The 22,574-nt window shown below is 59.3% G+C and carries 16 protein-coding genes; 8 read left to right on the forward strand and 8 right to left on the reverse strand.

All coding sequences use genetic code 11. From position 1 onward, the window contains the following. Positions 1–5: 5 nt before the first annotated feature. From ACYVB2_RS12330 to ACYVB2_RS12340, 3 genes are all read right to left on the reverse strand, one after another. The gene (locus ACYVB2_RS12330) at positions 6–1,223 is read right to left on the reverse strand and encodes an ATP-binding protein (RefSeq protein ID WP_382433536.1); all 1,218 of its coding nucleotides are present in this window, start codon (positions 1,221–1,223) and stop codon (positions 6–8) included. 25 nt (positions 1,224–1,248) lie between these two features. Continuing rightward, entirely contained in the window at positions 1,249–1,959 is a 711-nt protein-coding gene (locus ACYVB2_RS12335; protein ID WP_382433452.1) for a response regulator, read from the reverse strand. Positions 1,960–2,062: 103 nt separating this feature from the next. Continuing rightward, entirely contained in the window at positions 2,063–3,433 is a 1,371-nt protein-coding gene (locus ACYVB2_RS12340; RefSeq protein WP_382433450.1) for an AmpG family muropeptide MFS transporter, read from the reverse strand. A gap of 31 nt (positions 3,434–3,464) precedes the next feature. Here ACYVB2_RS12340 and ACYVB2_RS12345 point away from each other — a divergent pair, with 31 nt between their 5' ends. Both ACYVB2_RS12345 and ACYVB2_RS12350 read left to right on the forward strand, forming a co-directional pair. Then, on the forward strand, positions 3,465–4,325 hold the full coding sequence (locus tag ACYVB2_RS12345) for a M48 family metallopeptidase (RefSeq protein WP_382433448.1): 861 nt from the start codon (positions 3,465–3,467) through the stop codon (positions 4,323–4,325). 54 nt (positions 4,326–4,379) lie between these two features. Then, entirely contained in the window at positions 4,380–6,065 is a 1,686-nt protein-coding gene (locus ACYVB2_RS12350; protein ID WP_382433446.1) for a response regulator, read from the forward strand. Positions 6,066–6,071: 6 nt separating this feature from the next. Here ACYVB2_RS12350 and ACYVB2_RS12355 read toward each other — a convergent pair whose 3' ends face one another. Further along, positions 6,072–9,446: an EAL domain-containing protein gene (locus ACYVB2_RS12355; protein ID WP_382433444.1), complete on the reverse strand. Its 3,375-nt coding sequence runs from the start codon at positions 9,444–9,446 to the stop codon at positions 6,072–6,074. A gap of 274 nt (positions 9,447–9,720) precedes the next feature. Between ACYVB2_RS12355 and ACYVB2_RS12360 the strand changes: the two genes are divergently transcribed. From ACYVB2_RS12360 to ACYVB2_RS12370, 3 genes are all read left to right on the forward strand, one after another. Then, on the forward strand, positions 9,721–10,191 hold the full coding sequence (locus ACYVB2_RS12360; RefSeq protein ID WP_460536762.1) for an FKBP-type peptidyl-prolyl cis-trans isomerase: 471 nt from the start codon (positions 9,721–9,723) through the stop codon (positions 10,189–10,191). 36 nt (positions 10,192–10,227) lie between these two features. Continuing rightward, on the forward strand, positions 10,228–11,841 hold the full coding sequence (locus ACYVB2_RS12365) for an HD domain-containing phosphohydrolase (RefSeq protein ID WP_382433440.1): 1,614 nt from the start codon (positions 10,228–10,230) through the stop codon (positions 11,839–11,841). A 109-nt stretch (positions 11,842–11,950) separates the two neighbouring features. Continuing rightward, complete coding sequence (locus tag ACYVB2_RS12370) at positions 11,951–13,021, forward strand: RNA-guided endonuclease InsQ/TnpB family protein (protein WP_382433438.1); 1,071 nt, start codon at positions 11,951–11,953, stop codon at positions 13,019–13,021. 13 nt (positions 13,022–13,034) lie between these two features. Here ACYVB2_RS12370 and ACYVB2_RS12375 read toward each other — a convergent pair whose 3' ends face one another. Together ACYVB2_RS12375 and ACYVB2_RS12380 are read right to left on the reverse strand one after the other, a co-directional pair. Next, positions 13,035–15,449, reverse strand: coding sequence for a GspE/PulE family protein (locus tag ACYVB2_RS12375; protein ID WP_382433436.1), 2,415 nt, complete (start codon positions 15,447–15,449; stop codon positions 13,035–13,037). Then, positions 15,439–16,218 (reverse strand): 3',5'-cyclic-nucleotide phosphodiesterase, encoded by a 780-nt coding sequence (locus tag ACYVB2_RS12380; RefSeq protein WP_382433434.1) that lies wholly within the window; start codon positions 16,216–16,218, stop codon positions 15,439–15,441. The genes ACYVB2_RS12375 and ACYVB2_RS12380 overlap by 11 nt, the downstream gene beginning before the upstream one ends. A gap of 208 nt (positions 16,219–16,426) precedes the next feature. On the opposite strand from ACYVB2_RS12380, the gene ACYVB2_RS12385 reads away from it, so the two are divergent. The 3 genes from ACYVB2_RS12385 to corA all read left to right on the forward strand — a co-directional run bounded on the left by ACYVB2_RS12385 (position 16,427) and on the right by corA (position 18,306). After that, the gene (locus tag ACYVB2_RS12385; RefSeq protein ID WP_382433432.1) at positions 16,427–16,783 is read left to right on the forward strand and encodes an HPF/RaiA family ribosome-associated protein; all 357 of its coding nucleotides are present in this window, start codon (positions 16,427–16,429) and stop codon (positions 16,781–16,783) included. Between the two features lie 100 nt (positions 16,784–16,883). Further along, on the forward strand, positions 16,884–17,102 hold the full coding sequence (locus ACYVB2_RS12390) for a SlyX family protein (protein ID WP_382433430.1): 219 nt from the start codon (positions 16,884–16,886) through the stop codon (positions 17,100–17,102). 217 nt (positions 17,103–17,319) lie between these two features. After that, positions 17,320–18,306 (forward strand): magnesium/cobalt transporter CorA, encoded by a 987-nt coding sequence (corA, locus tag ACYVB2_RS12395; RefSeq protein ID WP_382433428.1) that lies wholly within the window; start codon positions 17,320–17,322, stop codon positions 18,304–18,306. Positions 18,307–18,559: 253 nt separating this feature from the next. Here the strand turns inward: corA and ACYVB2_RS12400 are convergent, their stop codons facing one another. Together ACYVB2_RS12400 and glnE are read right to left on the reverse strand one after the other, a co-directional pair. Beyond that, the gene (locus ACYVB2_RS12400) at positions 18,560–19,765 is read right to left on the reverse strand and encodes an HD-GYP domain-containing protein (protein WP_382433426.1); all 1,206 of its coding nucleotides are present in this window, start codon (positions 19,763–19,765) and stop codon (positions 18,560–18,562) included. A 68-nt stretch (positions 19,766–19,833) separates the two neighbouring features. After that, positions 19,834–22,566: a bifunctional [glutamate--ammonia ligase]-adenylyl-L-tyrosine phosphorylase/[glutamate--ammonia-ligase] adenylyltransferase gene (glnE, locus tag ACYVB2_RS12405; protein ID WP_382433424.1), complete on the reverse strand. Its 2,733-nt coding sequence runs from the start codon at positions 22,564–22,566 to the stop codon at positions 19,834–19,836. Between the last annotated feature and the right edge of the window lie 8 nt (positions 22,567–22,574).

A 22,574-nucleotide genomic window follows, 5' to 3' on the forward strand; every position in this document is an offset into this window, starting at 1 on the left:
TAGTTCTAGTGCAAGGAAGGTGCTTGCAGTGGCAGACGCAGTACAAACACGGCGCCCGTGCCCGTGCCGTGGCCTTGGCAATGCACACTGCCTTGGTGGCGGGCTGCAATAGAGCGCACCAGCGCCAACCCTAGCCCTACACCACCGGCCCGCTCGCTCGCCCCCGGCAGCCGAAAAAAAGGCTCAAAAATGCGCTCACGCAAGGCCTCTGGCACGCCTGGGCCTTGGTCGCAGACATGCACCTCGGCCATGTTGCCGTCGCGGTGCAGCACTACCGTGATCTGGCCTTGGCTGTAGCGGCGGGCGTTTTCCAGCAGATTGCGCAGTGCCCGGCGCAGCAGTTTGGCGACACCGGCCACCTCCAGGGTGTCACTACCGGCTTCCAGATCGGCCCCTACGCGGGCACACTCTTCGGCAGCCAGCCCAACCAGGTCTACCAATTCAACCGTGCCAATATCTGCTTCCAACGCATCCAGGCGGCTGGCCAGCAGAATTTCATCGACCAATTGATCCAGCTCGGCAATGTTGTGCAAGATTTCTGCCCGAAAAGCAGGTGCTGGTTGCCCAGTGCCCATCAATTCCAGACCCATGCGGATACGTGTTAATGGAGAGCGCAACTCGTGGGAGGCATTGGCTAGCAGAGATTTATGCGATTGCACCAAGGCCTCAATGCGACTGGCTGCCGCATTGAACTGGCGTGACAGGTCGGCCACCTCATCATGGCCTTGCACAGGCACTCGGATGCTCAGGTTGCCTTCGCCAAACCGCTGCACACTGCGCTGCAATACCTCCAGCCGCTTCAGCAGCCGACGCACTACTGGAAAGGCACCCAGCGCAACGGCGATGCCCACCACCCCCAGCATCCAGACAAAACCCAAGGGGGGGCGCAGCCAGAAGGCGGCGCCCTTCTCGGGGGGGGGCGGTGGATAGGGGCGGCCGGGGTGTGGAGCCATCTCTAGCCGATAGGATTGGCCGTTGTCTAGTTGCAACTGAAAGACTGGGGGCTGGCCTGGCAAGCGTTGGGAGACGCCGCGCCCGACCAGCGCGCCTTGGGTATCGCGCAGCACAATATCGCGGGTGACTGGGGTGGCGTTTTGCAGGTGGTGCTCTGCTGCCACACGCCAAGCCCAACCCACCAGCAGGGTCAGTATGGCTACCATGCTGACCACGGCCAACCAAATGCGCAGGTACATGCGCTGCGAGAACAGATGCAGCAGCGACATCGATGGTTGGGGCATGGCCTGGCCCTTAGTCTTGTTGTTTGGCAAAGACATAGCCTACGCCCCGTACCGTCAGGATGCGGCGCGGGTTCTTGGCGTCTTGCTCGATGGCCGCTCGAATGCGGCCCATGTGGACGTCGATAGAGCGGTCAAAGGCCTCTAGCTCACGCCCACGCACGGCCTCCATGATTTGCTCGCGGGTCAGTACCCGCCCAGCCCGTTCGGCCAGCGTCACCAGCAGATCAAATTGGTAGGAAGTCAACTCACAGGCTTGGCCTGCCACCATGACGGTACGGGCATCCCGGTCGATTTCCAGTGTGCCAAAGCGCAGGGGTTCTGTGCTGGGCGCTGGGCCTTCGCTGCGTCGGCGCAGAATGGCACGGATGCGTGCCAGCAGTTCACGCGGCTCAAACGGCTTGGGCAGGTAGTCATCGGCCCCCAACTCCAGACCAATCACACGGTCCATCGGATCACCTTTGGCCGTGAGCATCAATACGGGCACCCGTGCCGCTGCACCTGGCAAGCTGCGGATGGCGCGGCACACGTCCAGCCCGTCCATGTCTGGCAGCATCAGGTCTAGGATGATCAGGTCGGGCAGGCGTGTGCTGCCAGACAACTGTGCCAGCCCACTGTGGCCGTCGGCGCAGTGTGTCATTTGCATGGCTGCCTGCCCTAAATATTCGCCCACCATTTGGGCCAAGCGGGCATCGTCTTCAATCATCAGCAACTGTGCATTCATGGCGGTGGCAATAGGGTAGAAAACAGTGATATGGTGGTCCTGGCACATGCCCCAGTGTTGAAGCCTGGGTAAAGCAGCGGTAAAACTGAGACAGCGGGGAGGTTTATCGGGGGGGGGCTGTCAAAGGCAGCCTTGAGACCAGCGCCACCAGCAGCAACACTGGTACGCCCAGCAGGGCGGTGCCCACAAAAAAAGAGGTGTAGCCGTGGGCATCGACGAACTGTCCCGAAAACCCCGCCAGCCATTTGGGTGCCAGCAGCATCATGGAGCTGAACAGCGCATACTGCGTGGCCGAATATTGCACATTGGTCAGCCCAGACAAATAGGCAATAAAGGCGGCAGAGGCAATCCCGCCCGACAGGTTGTCGGCACTGACCACCCAGACCAGCCCGCTCAGGTCATGACCGCGCGTGCCCAGCCAAGCGAACAACAGGTTGCTGGCTGCCGACAGCATGGCACCCAGCATCAGCACCCGCATCACCCCCCACCTGAGCGACAGCACCCCGCCCACAAAGGCACCCAGCAGCGTCATGATGACGCCAAACACCTTGGTAACGGCTGCGACCTCATCTTTGGTGTAGCCCATGTCTACATAAAAGGGGTTGGCCATGATGCCCATCACCACATCGCTGATGCGGTAAATGCCGATCAGTGCCAGCACCAACACAGCCTGCCAGCGGTGGCGGCGCAAAAAATCAGCAAATGGCTCGACCAGCGCCCCGCGCAGCCATTCTATGGCATTGCGTGACGGGGGCAATGGCCTTTGCAATGGCTCGCGCGATAGCAGCACCGTGACAGTGCCCACCAGCATGGAGGCGGCCATGACCAGATAGGCCACTTGCCAAGCATGGTGCTGGTAGCCGTTGGCATCGGGTGTTTGGGCCCGCGCCGCCAACCAGAGCACCCCGGCTCCGGCCCAAATCATGGCCAGCCGGTAGCCGGTTTGGTAAGTGGCAGCCAAGGCAGCTTGGTGTTTGGTGTCGGCAGACTCGATACGAAACGCATCTAAGGCAATATCTTGTGTGGCCGAGCCGAAAGCCACGGCCAAGGCACACCAAACCACAGGCTCCAAGGCTTGCTGTGGATCGTTGAATGCCATTCCCACCAGCCCGGCCATGATCAACCCCTGCGACAGCAACAGCCAACTGCGGCGGCGTCCTAAGCGGCGCGTCAGCAGGGGCAGGGGCAGGCGATCGACCAGTGGCGACCAAGCCCACTTGAAGGCATAGGCCAGCCCTACCCAGCTCAAATAACCGATGGTGGTGCGGTCTATGCCCGCCTCGCGCAGCCAAAAACTCAAGGTGCCCAGCACCAGCAGCAGCGGTAGCCCGGCACTGAAGCCCAAGGTCAACATGCGCAGGCTGGCGGGTTCCAGATACACCCGCAGAGTTTGGTGCCAAGGCAGAGGGGCGGCAGAGGGGGCAGTATGCGCAGCAGGGGAGGCTGAAGGGGTGGCTGCGGGGTGGTCTGACATCGAAAGCGTCCTTTTTGCCTATTATTGGCGCATGTGCCTGTTCTGCCCTGATTCTTTGCATCCCCCCTTGGCTGCCCACAGTCCTTGGTCTCCACGCCGTGCCTTTTTGCTGGCAGCCGGGGCCAGTGTTGCCACGCCAGCTTTGGCCCAGGTGGATGTGGGCAATGCCTCGGCCATGCGCAAGCTGGTGCCCGCCGACACGCTGGAGGCTGCCGCAGTCCAACAATACGGCCAAATGTTGGCGCAGGCCCGCGCCCAACGCGCACTAGCACCTGATCACCATCCGCAATTGCAACGCCTGCGGGCCATCGGTCAACGGCTGCTGCCTTTTACGGCACCGTGGAACCCACGGGCGCGCAGTTGGCGCTGGGAAGTCCATTTGATTGCCAGCCCACAGATCAATGCTTTCTGTATGCCCGGCGGCAAGATTGCGTTCTACACCGGCATTTTGGACAAACTGCAACTGACTGACGATGAGGCCGCAATGGTCATGGGCCATGAAATGGCCCATGCCCTGCGTGAACATGCCCGCGAACGCATTGCCAAAACCCAAGCCACCAATATCGGCTTGCGCCTAGGGGCACAACTGCTGGGGCTGGGTGACTTGGGCACTTTGGCTGCCAACTTGGGGGGGCAGTTGCTCACGTTGCAATTTAGCCGCAGCGACGAGAGTGATGCCGATCTGGTCGGGCTGGAAATAGCCGCCCGTGCGGCCTATGTACCCACGGCTGCTGTGAGTTTGTGGCGCAAGATGGGGCAGGCCACCGGGGGCAAGACAGGGGGGCTGGCCTTTCTATCCACCCATCCCAGTGGCCCGCAACGCATCCGGGAACTGGAAGAAAATGTGCCCAAAGTGCAGGGGCTGTATACCGCTGCACGGCGTGGTGGATGATGCCATTCATTCTTATTCACACTATGCTGGCCCATACCGGGGCAAAATGAGGCTATGAGCTGGCCTTCCAAATCCCTGACCAATGACTTCAGCCAGGCTACGGCCTTGGTTGCTGATGCCAACACCACTACCCGTAGCGTGATGGGCGCGCAGTTGCGCGAGCTGGGCGTTAAATCCATCCGACAGGTCTCGCGCGCCAGTGATGCCCGCAAGCACCTAGAGGCGCAAACTTTCGATATCGTGCTGTGCGAGCAAAACTTTCCGCAGGAGTCTGTCACTGGGCAAGACTTGCTGGACGATTTGCGCCGTGGAGGCATGTTGCCGCTGGCCACCATTTTTGTGATGGTGACTTCTGAGGCATCGTATAGCAAGGTGTCGGAAGCAGCCGAGTCGATGCTGGACTGTTATCTGCTCAAGCCCTTTACGGCAGCCCGGTTGCAAGAGCGTATCTCGCAGGCCCGTAAGCGCAAGGTGGCCCTGCAAGACATTTACCAAGCCATCGATACCCAAGACTTTGAGCGTACTTTGCAACTGTGCCTGACGCGCTTTTACGAACGGGGGCAGTACCACATGTTTGCAGCCCGTGTGGGGGCCGAGCTATTGCTGCGGCTGGCTAAGTTTGAGCAGGCACAGCATCTGTACGAAGATGTGATTGCCATTGACAACCCCTCTTGGGCGCGTTTGGGCTTGGCGCGGGTGCAGTTGGAAATGGGCCAAGCCCACAAGGCCAAACCACTGCTGGAAAAGCTGGTCGAAGAAGAGCACGGCTATGCCGATGCCTACGATAACTTGGCCCGCACCTTGATGGAGATGGGGCAGTTTGAAGAGGCGCTCAAGGCCCACCAAGCCGCTACCGACCTCACGCCCACATCCATTGCCCGTTTGCAGCGCCACGGCATGTTGGCTATTTATTTGGGCGATAAAGAGAAGGCGCTCAACTTGCTGGAGCGCGCCCGGCGTTTGGGGCTGGGCTCGAAAATGTTTGATGGTCAGACGCTGGCGCTGCTGGGTATGCAGCGTTTTGAGATTGATGAACCTAAGCAGGTGCGCGGCTTTTTGCAAGAGTTGCAACAGATGACCGACCGCCATCCCGAGTCGGTGCGTTTGCAACGCATGGTGCAGGCGCTGCGCGTGTTGGATGCCTGTATGCAGCAGGGCGAAGCAGAAACCTTGCAGGCACTCGAATTGTTGACCAAAGCGATTTTGGAGCCCGATTTTGACTTTGAGGCCGCCTGCAATTTGTTGTCGGTGCTCGCCCTGCTGTCCACACGCAATATTGCCCCATCCGAAGTAGATGGCATGGTGCGCACTCTAGGCATGCGTTTTGCCACCTCGATGGCGATGGCCGAATTGCTGGTAGGGGCTGCCAAGAAGCATCCAGTGATGTCGGAGATTCTGACGGCCAGCAATACCCAGGTGTTGCGTTTGTTGGAGCAGGCCTTGGCACCCAGCCGCAATGGTGAGCCACAAAAGACGGTGGAAACCTTGTTGGCCCAAGGGGTAGCCAGTTTGAATGCCAAGCTGATTGAGACTGCCTGGCGGGTGTTGCAACGCTACGAGGCTGAAATCATCAACGCCGACGAGCTGCGCAGCAAACTAGAGCCGTGGCGGCAAATGCTGGGCACGGCCTACAACAAGCCGGTGCTGGGCGATCGCAATATGCGCCAGTCGGGTGGCGTGAGCTTGCGTGGTATGGATTCGCCGCCATTGCAGCCCACGATGGCCCCGTCCAACCACTGAGCAAGCTTATATCCACCACTCCCGTTGGCTGCTGGCTGGTGGCTGGAATTGCTCCAGCCACCCTTGGAATTGATCGGCAGGCATGGGTTTGGCAAGCCAATAACCTTGGGCCAAATCACAACCAAATGCGGCCAGTTGCTCCCAGTGCTCTTGCGTCTCTACGCCTTCGGCCACCACTTTGCGGCCCAGATCGTGGGCCAAATCGATGGTGGAGCGCACAATCAGTGCAGAGTCTTTATTGACCGACATATCGCGCACAAAAGACTGATCGATCTTGATGTACTCCACCGGCAGCTTTTGCAAATAGCTCAGGGAGGAATATCCCGTGCCAAAATCATCGATATAGAGTGCAATGCCGGCATCGCGCAAGCCGTGCAGTACCCGAAGTGCAAATTCGGCGTCCTCCATCACGGTGCTTTCGGTAATCTCCAGCTCCAGCAAACCCGTGGCAACACCCGACAGGGTTTGCAAGTGGAGGATTTTCTCTAGCAGGTGCACATCGCGCAGATTGCGTGCTGAGAGGTTGACCGCAATTGGCAGGCTGCATCCGCTGTGTGTCCATGCCCGATTCAGTTGCAGACTGGTCTCAATCACCCACTCGGTCAGTGGCTTGATCAGTCCGGTATGTTCAGACAGGCCAATGAATTCGCTGGGCATGATCAGGCCGCGCTCGGCGTGGTTCCAGCGCACCAAGCCCTCGGCCCCACAAACCCGGCCTGTGGTCATCTCGACCTTGGGCTGTAAATACAAGGAAAGATGTCCGCCCTCAATGGCCCGGCGCAGTTCTCCGGCCAAACTCAGGTGGCTTGATCGGACGCGGTTCTGGCTGACATCAAAAACAACGTAGTCTTCTTCTTTCTTTTTGGCTTGGTGCAGCGCAATGTCCATGTGGCGGTACAAGTCATGCGTAGTGCAGCCATGTGCAGGAAACAACGCAACCCCGGTTTTGGCCGAGACATCCAAGAAGATGTCGGCCAGCGGAAAGGGTTGGGCCATGGCCTGCTGGAGGCTTTCTACCGTGGCAACTGCCGCAGTGGTGTCACTGTTGGGCAACAGCACGGCAAACTCGTCCCCACGCAGGCGTGCCACCACCGCCGTTGCTGGAGCGGCAGCGCGCAGCCGCAGGCCAAACTCACGCAACATTTGATCGCCGTGGTGGAAGCCCAACGCATCGTTGATCTCGCTCAGGCGCTCAATGTTGGTTTGCAACACCGCAAAAGGTTGGCCCGAATGCTGTCCGGTGGCAATGGCCGCAGTAAGGCACTCGGTGAATTGGGTGGCATTGGGCAAACCAGTCAGGGCGTCGTAGCGCATGAGGCGATTGACTTCCTCTTGGTTTTTTTGCTGTTCGGCACTCACGCGCAGTGTGGCAATGCCAAACGCCAAGTCGTCCGCCGATTCAGACAGCAACGCCACCTCATCGGCACCAAAAATATCCGGGTCAGTGTGGTAAATAGACAGCGCGCCCATGATTTTCCCGCCCATGTGCAGCGGGCAGGCGAGGGCTGATGCCTTGTCGTGCAAGTAAGACAACAACTGCACACAACCCGGATGGCTGTGTACGTTCCCAATCACCACAGGTTTGCCGGTGCGGATGGCTCTGGCCGCAGCGCCTTGGCCCCGTTCATTGTCGGCCCAGCTGAGTGGGAGTTGGCGCAGTTCGGCCAAGCCCCCGGCAAAGCCACTTTGCGCCATTGGCCGCAGCGATTGGGCATCATCGTCTTGGCAGTACCACACAATCGCCATGTGATAACCACCCACCTCGACGATGGATTGGCACATGTTGTCAAGCAAGGACTGCTCGTTGGTGGCCCGCAACATGGCGCGGTTGCCAGCACTCAGGGTTTTGAGTGCGCGGCTCACATGTTCAAGTTGGTGGACATGCTGTTCCAGGGCCGTGTTCAGCGTTTTGATTTTTTCTTCTGCGTTTTTGCGCTCGGTGATGTCCGTGCCCAACACGTAGTAGCCCACCACGCCTGCGGTGGGGTCGCGCTTGGGCAGGTAGTTAATGACCTGCCAGACACCGGGGAAGGGTTGCCAGTCGTAGCTTTGGGCCTCCCCCTGTAATACCTGATGGATCAGGGGCGCTGCAATCGCATAGCGGGCTGGCCCCAAAATATCACGCACCGCGCAACCCGCAATATCGGGCTGGTCTGGGGCAAAGCGTTCTTGGTATTGGCGATTGACATAGACGTAGTGCTGTTGTGCATCCACATAGGCAATCAGAGCAGGCACACTGCTGATCACGCTGCGCAGGTGCTCCTCACTTTCGTGCAATTGGGCGGTACGCTCGCGTACGCGCTGTTCGAGTTGTTCGTTTTGCTCACGGATGGTACGTTGTGCTTGCCGCACCACGGTCTCATCCCGAAACACCAGCACCACACCGGTTAGCTCTCCGGCCATATTGCGTATAGGGGCCGCACTGTCTGCAATGGGCCATTCACGGCCATCACGGCTGATCAATGAGGTGTGGTTGGCAAGATCTTGCATCTGGCCGGTAGCCAGCACCTGGGCCACAGGAATGACCGCTGGTATCCGGGTTTGTTCATTGATAATGCAAAACACCTCGTCAATAGGGCGACCACGGGCCTCATCCAAGGGCCATCCGGTCAACCGCTCGGCCACTGGATTCATGCGGGTGATGCGCCCTTCCACATCGGTAGCCAACACAGCATCACCAATAGAGTGCAATGTGGTGGACAGGCTTTCTTCACTTTGGGCCAGTGCTTGTTGGCTGGCCCTGGTGGCCTGCAATTGCCGCCGAATCAAAACGTAGGTGGCCGTCAGCAACACTACCAGTAGCACAGCGACCAGCAGGCCAAAGGCAATCATGGTTTGGTGGGTACGCGCCTGTTCAGCATTGCGCTGGGCCAACAGCCGGGTCTCCTCGGCTTCCATCTCATGCAGCACGCGGTAGGTGCGCTCGCGCGTCTCGCGCAAAGGTGCAGTGGCTACAAAAGCAGCGGCAGCGGTCTGGCCTTGGGTTTTTCTCAGTAATTCAACCTGTCGGGAAATTTGCAACCGTTCATTCAGCACGGTGCGTAGCCGCTGCCAACGATCTTGTTGCGGGGCGTTGTCGGCGGTCAAGACGGCCAAACGCGCCAGCACCTCTTCACGGTGGGCAATCGTGGCGTCACGCTCTACCAGATGGGCGGGATCTCCAGACACCCGAAAACTTTGCGTGGTCAGCTCGATCCGCAGGGTGTCGCTTCTGGTGTGCGCAATGTGGTTCAGCACATCATGGGTATGTGCTACCCGATGCACTGCATGGGTGGCGTCATCAGCACTCTTCCAGGTGATGACCGAAAGCACTGCGACCACCAACACCAAGGCCGTAAATGCTGCAAGCACCTTGGCTTCAAAACTGGAGTCTGGTTTCATATTCTGCTTTGCCCCCGCATGGATTGCAGAGCCTGTGCACAGCTTGTATAGACACGGGCTGAATGAGTGTATCAATCTGTTAAAAATGTGTGAAATATATTATCCCTACAGCCACTGCATGGAATCAATCGGTTACACCCACCCTGCCTCTGTGGGCGATACAACCGGCAGATAGCTGCGTCAAGACTCGGGATGGCAGGTTGGGCTGCAAGGTCATGCCAACGGTGGACAATCGTGGCATTTCCTTTTTTCTGCAACGCTACGAAAGCGCACCATGCTCATTGCTCCAGATACTGCCGTCACGCTCCGCTACCAAGTGACCAGCGCCCAAGGTAAACCCCTCGACAACGGTACGCTGGCGTATCTGCACGGTGGCTACGAGGGTATTTTTCCCAAGGTAGAAGCCGCGCTGGATGGGCAGGCCGTCGGCTTTAGCACCACGCTGGATTTATCGGTGGCCGATGCATTTGGTGAGCGCGATGAGTCTTTGGTGCGCACCATTGCCAAGAGCGAATTTCCGCCGGGGGTGAAGGTGGGCGGCCAGTTGCAAGGCCCAGGGGCCGATGGCCAACCCAGGGTGTTCAATGTAGTGAAAATCAAAGGGGCCGAAGTGCATCTGGATGGCAACCACCCACTGGCTGGGCAGGCGTTGCGCTTTCACTGCACTGTGACTGAAGTGCGGGCTGCTACTGCCCCCGAGATTGCACATCGCCATGTGCATGGTGCCCACGGCCACCAGCACTGAAGTCGGGGCTGCTGTGCAGCAACAGGCTTGGCCTGCATGAAAAAAGGCGATGAGGTGGCAGCAATGGAAACAACAGACACCCTGTTCCGACGTTTTGAGCAGCTCAACGAGATAGGCGCAGCCTTGTCTAGCGAGCGCGACCTCAATCGCCTGCTGGAAAAAATCTTGTTGGCGGCCAAGGCGATTACCCATGCCGATGGTGGCACCCTCTACCTGCTGACCCAAGATGGGCAGCATCTGCATTTTGAGATTGTTCGCACCGATTCGCTCAAGATTGCGCTGGGGGGAACCACGGGCCAACCCATCTCGGGGCTGTTTCACGACTTGCCGCTGCAAAAGGCCGATGGTTCGCCCAACAACCACTTGGTAGCGGCCTTTGCGGCCAATACCGGCCAAACGGTCAACATTCCTGATGCCTATGCGGCTGAAGGATTCGACTTTTCTGGCACCCGCGCCTTTGACCAGCGCACCGGCTACCGCTCGCAATCGTTCTTGACGGTGCCCATGAAAAACCACGAGGGTGCCTTGATTGGGGTGTTGCAGCTGCTCAACGCCCTAGACCCCGCCAGTGGTGGGGTCTGCGTGTTCTCGCAGGCTGACCAGCGTCTGGCCGAATCGTTGGCCTCACAGGCGGCCATCGTGCTCAACAACCGCCAGCTGTTGCACCAACTGGAAGCGTTGTTTGAAGGTTTTATTCAGGCCATCAACTTGGCCATTGATGACAAATCGCCCTACACCGGCGGTCACTGCCAGCGCGTGCCCGAGCTCACCATGATGTTGGCCCAGGCCGTCAATGCCACGCAAGAAGGGCCGCTGGCGCAGGTGCACTTGAGCGATAAAGATTTTTATGAGCTACGCATTGCCGCACTGCTGCACGACTGCGGCAAAGTGACCACCCCTGTGCATGTGGTGGACAAAGCCACCAAGCTGCAAACCCTGCACGACCGTATCCACGAGGTGGATACCCGCTGGGAAGTGATTAAGCGCGATGCACTGGTGCGGCAATGGCAGGCGATGGCCCAAGGTGCGGATGCGGCCCAGGCCCAAGCCGAATATGCTGCCTTTTGTGTGCAATGCGATGCCGACCGTGACTTTATACGCCGCGCCAACATTGGCGGTGAGCGCATGCTGGATGCGGACGTGGAACGGGTGCGCCAGATTGGCCGTAGCTACCATTGGCAAACCCCCTCGGGTGCCCAAGCGCCACTGCTGACTGACGAGGAGATGGACAATCTGATGGTGCGCGCTGGCACGCTCAATGGGGCCGAACGCGAGATCATTAACCACCATATTGTGGCCACCATCAAGATGTTGCAAAGCCTGCCTTGGCCTAAACACTTGCAAAACGTGCCCGAATATGCCGGAGGCCACCACGAGCGCATGGATGGGGGCGGCTACCCGCGTGGCCTCAAGCGTGAGCAGATGAGTTGGCAGGCGCGCATGATGGGCATTGCCGATATTTTTGAGGCCTTGACGGCCCACGACCGCCCCTATAAGCGGGCCATGCCGTTATCGCAGGCACTGGAGGTTTTGCAGGGCTTTAAAGATCGGGGCCATATTGATCCGGATCTGTATGAAGTGTTTGTGCGCCAGCAGGTGTACCGCCAGTATGCACAGGCATTTTTGGCCCCAGAGCAGATGGACTGCTAGGCCAGTGCCATCACCGATGCGCGGGAAGCCCCGAAGTTCTTCAGTCCGGGGTTGAGAGCGCGCACGCCGTAGGCGTGCTAATAGGGATTAGCAATCCATAATCTACATCATGGACTGCACCAAAACCCTGCGTCTGCGCATCAAAGACAAGCACGCCAAAGTGCTGGCGTTGATGGCGCGTGAGGTCAATCAGGTCTGGAATTTTTGCAACGAAACCAGCCACCGCGCCATCCGCGAGCGCCACCAATGGCTCGCGGGCTACGACCTGCAAAAGCTGACCAACGGTTTCAGCCAGTGCGATGGCATACACATCGGTTCGCCCACTGTGCAACAGGTGTGCGAGGACTACGCCAAGGCCCGCAAGCAATTCAAAAAAGCCAAACTGCGCTGGCGCGTCTCCAACCCCCAGAGCAGCAAATACAGTCTGGGCTGGATTCCGTTCAAAGCGCGTGCTGTGCAATACAAGGCGGGGCAAATCGCTTTTGCAGGTCAGAAATTGAGCCTCTGGGACAGCTACGGTCTGGCGGACTACGAGTTGCGCGCTGGCAGCTTCAGCCAAGATACACGCGGGCGCTGGTACTTGAATGTGGTGGTGAAGGTGCAAGTCCAAGCCAGCGCGGGCGCAGCCAGTGTCGGTATCGACTTGGGTTTGAAAGAGGCGGCGGTCACTTCTACCGGCGAACGCATTGAAGGGCGTTTTTACCGCAAGCTCGAATGCAAACTCGGTATTGCACAGCGGGCGCACCAAAAGCACCGGATCAAAGCCATCCACGCAAAAATTGCCAACCAGCGCAAAGATGTGCTGCATAAGTTCAGCACGGAACTGGTGAAACAAAACGCCGCTATTTTTGTCGGTGATGTGAGCAGCGCCAAGCTGGTCAAAACCAAGATGGCCAAGTCCACGCTGGATGCGGGCTGGGCCATGCTCAAGACGATGTTGGAATACAAGAGCCATCAGGCCGGTGTCGTCTTTGAAGTAGTGAATGAAAGCTACACAACCCAGACTTGCTCGTGCTGCGGGGCCATCCCTGCCAGTAGTCCGAAAGGTAGAGCGGGTTTGCGAATAAGAGAGTGGAAGTGCAGCGACTGCGCAGCGGAACACGACCGCGATGTGAATGCAGCACGCAACATTCTCGCGGCGGGGCATCGCCGTCTAGCAGTAGGAATTCCCGTCCTTTAGAGCGGGGAGGATGTCAATTGATACATACCAGCCGGACTTGGCGCAGATCCGTCAGGCCTTGCAAGGCCTTTTCTATGCCGTCCATTTTGAGGGTGTGCATCCCACTGACCAAACACGATTGCAGCAATTGCGCTACCCGAGAACGCAGTTGGATGTGCTCTTTGATGGCATCGTCGGCCACCAGCAATTCGTGCAGAGCTACGCGGCCCTTGTAGCCACTGCCTTGGCATGTGTCGCAGCCCACAGGACGGTATAAATGCAAATCGCCTTGGGCGTCGCCGTATTGGCTGCGCCAGCTTTGCAGCAAAGCCTCGCACTGCTGCGGCGTAGGTTGCACTTGGGTAGAGGTGTGCAGGTATTCATGGGCACAGGCGGTCAATTCGGCCTCGTCGGGCCGGTAGCTTTGCTTGCAACTGCACAATTTTCGCGCCAACCGCTGCGCCAATACCCCCAGCAGTGCATCGGCAAAATTGAAGGGGTCCATGCCCATGTCGAGCAGGCGCACGATGGATTCGGGGGCCGAGTTGGTGTGCAGGGTAGAGAACACCAAATGCCCAGTGAGCGAGGCTTCGATGCCCATGCTCACGGTTTCTAAGTCGCGCGACTCGCCCACCATGATGATGTCGGGGTCTAGGCGTAAAAAGGCGCGCATCACGGTGGCAAAGTCCACCCCGGCTTTTTTGTTGACTTGCACTTGGCGCAGGCCGCGCTGGGTGATTTCTACCGGGTCTTCTGCTGTCCAGATTTTGGCCTCAGGGGTGTTGAGGTGTTTGAGGATGGAATGCAGCGTCGTGGTTTTGCCCGAGCCGGTGGGGCCACAGACATAAAACAGACCATAGGGCTTGGTGATGGTGTCGGTGAGCCGTTGCAGGTTGTGCGGGCTGAGGTTGAGCTGCTCTAGCGGCAGTGGTTCGCCGCCACGCAACAGGCGCATCACCACGTCTTCTACGCCCCCCATCGAGGCGATGGTAGCCACGCGCAGCTCAATGTCTAAGGGGCCAAAGCGCCGAAATTGGATTTTCCCATCTTGGGGCTTGCGCCGCTCCGAGATGTCTAAATCGCACATGATTTTGATGCGCGTGACCAGCGGTGCCCGGTAGGCTGCCGGAATCTCGATGTAGGGGCGCAAGCCCCCATCGATCCGAAAGCGGATTTGGGTTTTTTCTTTGCCGGGCAGGGGTTCAATGTGGATGTCGGAGGCGCCTTGCTGGTGTGCGTCTAGGATGATGCGGTTGACCAGTTTGACCAGCTCGTTGTCGGCTGCCGCCGAGACCAGGGTGGAGTCGTCCATGCTGTCATCTGGCACGGTATCGGTCAAGTCGGCCAACATGCGGTCTACGCTGGTGTCGGTTTGGGCCGGGTAGAGTTGATCGAGGGTTTGCAGAAAATCCTGCCGGGTGGTCACCACATATTCAATGGGGTGGGCCTGTGGAAAAACCTGCCCCACAATCCGCGCGCTTTGCACAGCCTCTGGGTCGAGGCACATGATTTGTAAGCCGCTGCGGCCCTCTTCCAGAGGCACCCAGCCTTGGGTGAGCAAGAAATCCCGTTTCAGGGCGCCATGCAAGGATTCGATGCGCAGGCGCTGCGGCTGAAAACCCACATAGGGCACGCCAAAGAAAGCCGCCAGACTGGCCCCGATGGCCGCCACAGCCACCCCCTGCTGCAACAGCATGGCCTCGCCTGACAGGCCATTTTCCCGGGCCTGTTGCAAACACTGGGTGAGGTCGGGGGCTGTGATGTGGCCTTGTTGCACCAGCCACTGGTAGCGCATGCTGCCGGGGGGCGCGGCGGACGGGCGGCTGGGAGCGGCGGGTGGGGCACTGGCTTCGGCCTCGCTGAGGGCTTGCATGCTCAGTGGTAGCCCACGGTGCTTGAAGGCAATAGCCAAGGTTTTGCAGAGTTCGGCTGCCCCCTGTTCGGCGGCAGTACCAAAGGGTTCGCCGCTGCGGGTGTTGATCAGTTGTAGCACACCGTACAGGGTGCCATCTTGGACAATGGGGGCCGTGAGCAATTGGCGCGTGAGATACCCCGAGCGGCGGTCGACCTCGGGCTGAAAGTTCAGGTCGGGGGCAATGTGCTGCAAGGCCACGGCGTCGTGGGCGTCGGCCACATTGACCAAGCGCCGTTTGAGTGCCACATAACCGGCCACGCTGTTGTTATTGATGCGCAGGCGAATGCTGCGGATGGTTTGCAGCCCGGTCTTGATGCGCGAGACGATGTAATCACCATCATCGGCCACTGTGTAGATGGTGATGCGATCTGCACCAAACAGGTCGCAGATAGACTGCGCCAAATCGACCATGATTTGTTCAATACGGTCGGTGTTGTGGATGCGATTGCTCAGGTGTTGCAGGGCACGAAAGAAGGCGGCCTCATCGATATTGGCGGTGATAGGTTGGCCCATGATGGATTGTTCAGAACTCAAAAATCTGACCGGCCTCCAGCCAGAACAGTGGATATTGTTGGGCCAGTCCCAAGGCTTCTACTTCAGCGTGCAGCAAGGCTGCCTCCAGCGGCTTGGTGTGTGTCAGTCCCAGACGCCAGCCCGGTTGCCGTGGGGCTTGCAGTTGGGCCAATTCTTCGGCCAGCACTTGCGGGCACAGGTGGCCGCTGGCGTGGGCCAGGGCACTGGCACGTTGGCTGAAAGTCAACTCAATCACCAGCATTGCCAAGGGCAGTTGGCGCAGCCGTTGCCAAAAGGGAGGGTTGCGCTCCGTGTCGCCAGTAAAAACCCAATGCCCTTGGGGGGTAGCCACGGCAAAACCCACGGCAGGCACGGTGTGGTGGGCAGGCAGCACTTCAATGTGCAAGCCGTTCAGTGTGAGCACCTGCCCAACTTCAATCGGATGAAACTGCACCATGGGCCGCTGTGGCGATGGAATCACTGAAAAATCGGGCCAGATAACCCCATTAAAAATGTGGTGTCGCAACGCCGCAATGGTGGCAGGCAGGGCATGCACCCGCAATGGTTGGCTGCGCAACCCCGCCACGGCATCGAGCATCAGTGGCAAGGCTGCCAGATGGTCTAGGTGCGAATGGGTGAGCAGCACATGGTCAATGCGCACCATCTCGCCCAGCGGTAGATCGGCCACACCAGTGCCAGCATCGAGCAGGATGTGCTCGTCGAGCAGAAAGGAGGTGGTGCGGGCATGTTGCGCAATGGCGCCAGAACAGCCCAGAACCCGTATCTTCATGGTTTTGCTCGTTGGATGGGAAGGAAAATACCCAGTCTGCACCGGGCCATGCTGCGGCAACAGGCATTCTGGCACGACCAGAGCTGTGCCGCTGTGATTACCCTGCTGAGCACCAAAAATCTGTCAAGCTTGGCCCAAGACCCCCAACTCCTGGTTTACAGTGGTGTTGTCGGCACCAAGCCGACCGCAGTTCGAAAAGGAGATCAACATGCAAGTGCAGGTACACGCCAACGACCACATTCAAGGCGGTGAATCCCTGGCCCAATGGATTCAGGCCGAAGCTCTTGAGCGGCTGGCCCGTTTTCGCGAGCACATCACCCGCGTCGAAGTGTTCCTGACCGATGTGGACGCCGGCAAATCCGGTGCCAATGACAAGCGTTGCCGTCTGGAGGCACGTCCCGCTGGGCGCCAGCCCGTGACCGTCACTGCCGATGGTGACAAGGTGGCAGTGGCTTTTGTGAGTGCTGTGGACAAATTGATCCACGCCTTGGATGCTGATTTGGGCCGGGCCAAGGCCCGCCACGCCCGCGACACCATCGGAGCACATTTGCAAGACGCGGAGTAAGGCACACAGGCTGTAGCCCTACGGCCTGATTTCGCTCCCCCCTGAAGGCGCAAGTGGCTACAGCACTTGCGCCTCTTTTTTATGTCTCTGCAACCAACCCATGCTCTCCCAATCCGACACCGACCAACGTTTGATGGATCTCGAAACCAAGTTGAGCTTTCAGGAGGATGCGCTCGACCAGCTGCATCTGGTGCTCTATCGCCAACAGCAGCAAATTGATGGGCTGTTGCAGGAGGTACGCCGCCTGGGCCAGCAGATGCCTGAAGAGCGGGGGGCGGTGCGCCACAGCCCGCGCGATGAATTACCGCCCCACTATTGAGCCATTTGGGACGGGGTGGACGCGACTCGTCTGGCCGCCGTTTGGTCATGTGCCAGTCACAGCCCAGTGCGATAATTGACCCCTCGCATGTTGTAGATGGAGATATTGCCCATGGAAGCCTACCCGAGTCGGTAGCTTTCAGCTCTCAGGCCAGGTGCCGGGGCTGAAAGCGCCTCCTATTCACCCCCCCCCTGCCTGTCTACTCTGGGAGCGAGCCATGCTCAATATTTTTACGCTTGCCAATGGGCGTCTTGTGCAGCAAGAAATCGAGGCGCTGGAAGACCTGTCGCACTTTCGTCCGATCTGGGTCGATCTGGAATCTCCCACCATTGAAGAAAAACGCTGGGTCAAGCAGCACTATGGCCTGTCCATTCCTGAAGATGCGATGGACGAGGATATTGAGGAGTCTGCCCGCTTCTACGAAGAAGACAACGGCGAGTTGCACATCCGTAGCGACTTCTTGATCGATGATGATGAAGACCCCCGCTCGGTTCGGGTGGCTTTTATTCTGAACCTCATCAACCCCGATCTGCGCAGCAAGGGGGTGCTGTTTTCCATCCATGAAGAAGATATTCCGGTTTTTCGTCTGCTGCGCTTGCGCGCCCGCCGGGCTACTGGGCTGATTGAGGATGCACGCGAGGTGCTGCTGCGGCTGTTTGATACCGATGCTGAATATTCTGCCGACACGCTAGAGGGCATTTATGACGACTTGGAAAAGGTCAGTAGCCAGGTGCTTTCGGGCAGTGTGACGGACGCCCGTGCCAGTGAAGTGTTGTCGGCCATTGCCCGCCAAGAAGACTTGAACGGACGCATCCGGCGCAATGTGATGGATACGCGCCGTGCAGTCAGCTTCATGATGCGCAGCAAAATGCTCAATGCCGAGCAGTTTGAGGATGCCCGCCAGATTTTGCGCGACATCGACTCGCTCGATAGCCACACGGCGTTTTTGTTCGACAAAATCAACTTCCTGATGGATGCCACGGTTGGTTTTATCAATATCAACCAGAACAAGATCATCAAAATGTTCTCGGTGGCCAGTGTGGCACTGCTGCCCCCGACGCTGATTGCCAGCGTGTATGGCATGAATTTTCAGTACATGCCCGAGTTGTCGCAAAAATGGGGCTACCCCTATGCGTTGGTGCTGATGGTTGCCAGCGCCTTGGTGCCTATGTGGTATTTCCGCAAGCGTGGCTGGCTCAAGTAAGCCACGCACATTGGCGGCACAAAAAGAAAAAGGTTGCGAAGCGCCCCTGAACGAAGAAGAGAGGGAGGGAGGAGGTGCGCTCCGGGATTGCAGTCAGACCCACCGGGCCTGAAAGGCTTCGCAACCATAAAAGCAACCAGCGCCCCGCAATACTTTTGCGTGGCATACACACTAGAGTAAGGGCGGGTGGTGAAAGTTCCAAGACCCATGCAGGTAAATTTTTGCATAGGGTCTGGGTGGTGTCTGTTCTGGCTCAAACCACGGCCAGCAGCCGCTCCAGCGGTACTTGGATGCGCAACACATCTTTGTGTGCCACGACGCCCGTGATCTTCCAGTGGGGCATGGCGGTATCGCGCGGAATCAGCTCGCCAGTGGGCATGCCTTGGCGGTTGAGCACCACGGCAACACGCGGGGTAGTGGCTGTGACGCCTCGGCGCACCACCATGCCCACTTCTTGGCTGACCAGCCGCACGAAGGTGCCAGGGGGGTAGACGCCCAGTGTTTTGACGATGGCTGCGCCGGCCTCGTCTACTTGGTGCTCCTCGTCGTAATAACAGGACTGCATAGCCGCCGTGACGGGCATGGGGTGGCGTCCTACGCGGGGGGCCAAACGGGCCGAAAAAATATCCGCCCGTTGGATCAGGCGGGCCATTTGCTGTGCTTCGGTTTTGTGGGCCAGCGGGCCGGGGGTGCGGTGGTGGTGTTGGCGCACTGCCTCTAGCCAGATGGGGTCGTGGATACCTAGGCTGCGCAGTAGTGTCTCGCTGCGTTCGGGGTGGTTTTCAATGGCACTGATCTGTTCGGCGCTCAGTGGCGTGGTCTGCAAGGCCAAGTGGTCTTGCAGTTCGGTCATGGCGCAGTTCATGCTCAAGGCGGCACAACCAATGCGCAAAATTTGCTCCTCGTCCCAGCGCAGGGTGGCCCGAGCCACCACCATACAGACACAGGCCACCAACATGCTGTGCGTGGCGCTGTACATCCGGGTTTCTTGCCCTGAAATGCGCACCAGCGCCAGCAAGGTGGCATCGGGGGTGAGCACGCAGTAGCGCGACAGGTCGGCTTGCAACTCCATGAAGCGGGTGCCAAACTCGTGGGCCGGGGGAGAGCGCAGCAGTTGGGTGGCGCGGTGTTGCAGGTCGGGCCAGTTGGGGGGGCCGTTGTGGGTTTCGCCTTGTGTGCCTTGGGCCACCATTTCCATTCGGGCTTTGGCAATTTCGCTCAGGGGCTTTTCTGACAGCAACATGCGTTGCAATTGCCCCATGTAGGCGCGGTGGCTGTCGTCGGACTCCTCGGTGTCTACACACAGATGCACGCCGCGCTGTACCAACAGGTCTAGCTCGGCCCGGTTGCGAATCACATAGCCTTTTTGTGCCAGCACTGCCCCACTGGCACTGCGCAAGACAAAACTTAGGGGCTGCCCCAGCGGGATGGTGTCGATGTTCAGGGTAAGCAGGTTCATGGCCTATCCATTATGCGGACAGACACCGCCCATTCGGGCGTGTTGGCCTTGCCTGTGGCGGGGCTGCTTCAGTTTTGTCCAAATACGGCCTGCCACAGTGCTTGGATTGCGGCCCGTTCGGCTTGTAGCGCGGGCGAGGTGACTTGGGTGGGCACCTCATCGAGGCGGGCGCGGTGTTGCACCCGGCGCAACTCGCGGTAGGCGCTGGCAGCCGCTTGGCCCACACCCGTTGGTAGCAGGCCTGCATCTTCCGCCCGTTGCAGCAGGGCGATATTGCCCACGTTGTCCATGAGTTGGGGGTGGGCGCCTGAGTGCAGCAGCACCAGATATTGCATGGCAAACTCGGCATCCACCATGCCACCGGGGCTGTATTTGATGTCGAACTGCTCGGGGGGCGGGCGGTGGGCACCCAGCACCCGCGCCCGCATGGCGGTGATTTCTTGAGCCAAGGCCACGGCGTCGCGGGGGGCACTGATCACGGCTTGGCGTACGGCGTCAAAGCGGGTGCGCAGATCTTCGCTGCCCAGCACAAAACGTGCGCGTGTCATGGCTTGGTGTTCCCATGTCCAAGCGGTGTTGCTGCCGCGCTGCTGTTGGTAGTTGGCGTAAGACAGGAAGCTGGTCACGAGCAGGCCCGAGTTGCCATTGGGGCGAAGTGCGGTGTCGATCTCGAACAAGTCACCCTCGCCGGTCTTGACGGTGAGCCAGTTGATCAGCTTGCGTACAAAGGCGGTATAGACCTCTGGGGCGCGGTCGTCGTCGTCGTCAAAGACAAAAACAATGTCGAGATCGCTGCCGTAGCCCAGCTCCTTGCCGCCGAGTTTGCCGTAACCAATGATGGCAAATTGCGGCACTTCGCGGTGGCGGTTTTTGAGGCGTTCCCAGCACCATTGGGCCGTGACGCGCAGCACACTGTCGGCCAAGGCACTCAGGTCGTCTGCCACTTGCTCTACCGTGAGGCGTTCGCCCACATCGCGGGCCAGCGTGCGAAAGGTTTCGGCATGGTGGGCCCGGCGCAATAGGTTGAGCAGGGTTTCGTCGTCGTCTTCTTTGGTCGAGCGCAACGAGGCCAAACGCCGGGCTAAATCGCGTTCAAAGTCTGCTGGGACAAATCGTTCTTGCAAGAGGGCACTGCCTGCCAGCTCGTCAATCACGCCGGGGTGTTGCAGCAGGTAGCGGGCGGGCCAGCGGGCTGCCCCCAACAGGTGCAACAGCTGCTCATGCACGGCGGGGCGCTCCAGCAGCAGGGCCAGATAGCTTTCGCGGCGCAGCAGGGATTCAAACCAATTGATCAGGCGCACTGCTGCCTCGTCGCTGGCGCGGCCATCGCGCAGCCATTGTGCGGTGCGTTGTACCAGCCTAAACAGTCGGGCGCGTGCCTCTTCTCGCAGCGCCCCCACCCGTGGGTGGTTGCGCCATTCGGCCACCCGCTCTCTCAAGGCGGGGGGCAGGTCTTCTAGCAAATTGTCTAGCTCCGGGGCTGCGGGGGTGTTGGCATGGGGGCCAGCACAGTTGCCCGCGCAGGGCTTTTTGGTGTCTCCGCCCAGCAGGGTGTCAAATTCTTGTGCTACCAGTTCACGATGGGCATCGAGTTCGTGCAAAAAGCTGGCGCAGCTGGTGTAGCCCATGGTCTGTGCAATCCAGGCCAGATCATCGTCACGGGTTGGCAGGATGTGGGTTTGTTGGTCGTCCAGGTATTGAATGCGGTGTTCTACACGGCGCAAAAACACATAAGCCCGTGCCAGCGCATCGGCCGTTTCTGGGGGCATCAGGCCCGCTTGGGCTACCCGCTGCAAGGCATCCAGTGTGGGGCGGCGGCGCAACTCTGGGAACTGGCCCCCGCGCACCACCTGCAGCAATTGCACCGTGAATTCGATTTCGCGGATGCCCCCGCGCGACAGTTTGACGTCGTTGGCACGCTCGGGGTGGCCTGCGCTGCGCCGAGCAGCATGGTCGCGAATTTGGCGGTGCAGGTTGCGCAAGGATTCAAACACGTTGTAGTCGAGGTAGCGCCGGAATACAAAGGGCAACACGACCGAGCGCAAGGCTTGCACTTGGGGGCTGCCAATGCAATCGAACGGGGCTACCACTCGGCTCTTGAGCCAGGCAAATCGCTCCCATTCGCGACCCTGAATCTGCAAATACTCTTCCAGTGCCGCCAGTGATACGGCGGGCGGCCCCGAGTTGCCATGTGGGCGCAGCGCCAGATCGACACGAAACACCATGCCATGCTCGGTGGTGTCGCCCACCAAGCTGTAGATGATTTTGACGGCACGGCCAAAGTATTCGTGGTTGGAGATACGCCCGCGCCCATCAGCGGTGCCTGCGGTCTCTCCGTCGTGCTCGTAAACATAGATGAGGTCAATGTCACTGGAGACATTGAGTTCGCGCGCCCCCAGTTTGCCCATGCCAATGATCCATAGCTGCACTGGCTGACCCTCGGGGCCACAGGGGGCACCGTGGCGCTCGTCGAGTTCTTGGCGGGCTTGGCGGCAGGCATGGTCGAGTGCCACTTCGGCCAGTTCTGTCACGGCGCGGGTAACTACGTCCAGTGGTGCCTGGGTCTCGCAGTCCAGGCGCATCAGGCGTTCCATCACCAATTGGCGCAGGGTGCGTAGGGCCGTGCCGGTATCGCTGCCTTGGGCGCGCAGGGTAGTCAGCGTTTGCTCCATGCTGGCCCGCACAGGGGCGCCTGGGGGCAGCGCAGCCATCTGCGCACCATAGCGACGGTGCAGCCGCTGGAAAAAACGCGAGTGGTTGGCGGGGCTAGCGTCGGCGTTGTCGGTCAAATGCAGTGGCATGGCGTAGA

This window comes from Giesbergeria giesbergeri (assembly GCF_054779375.1).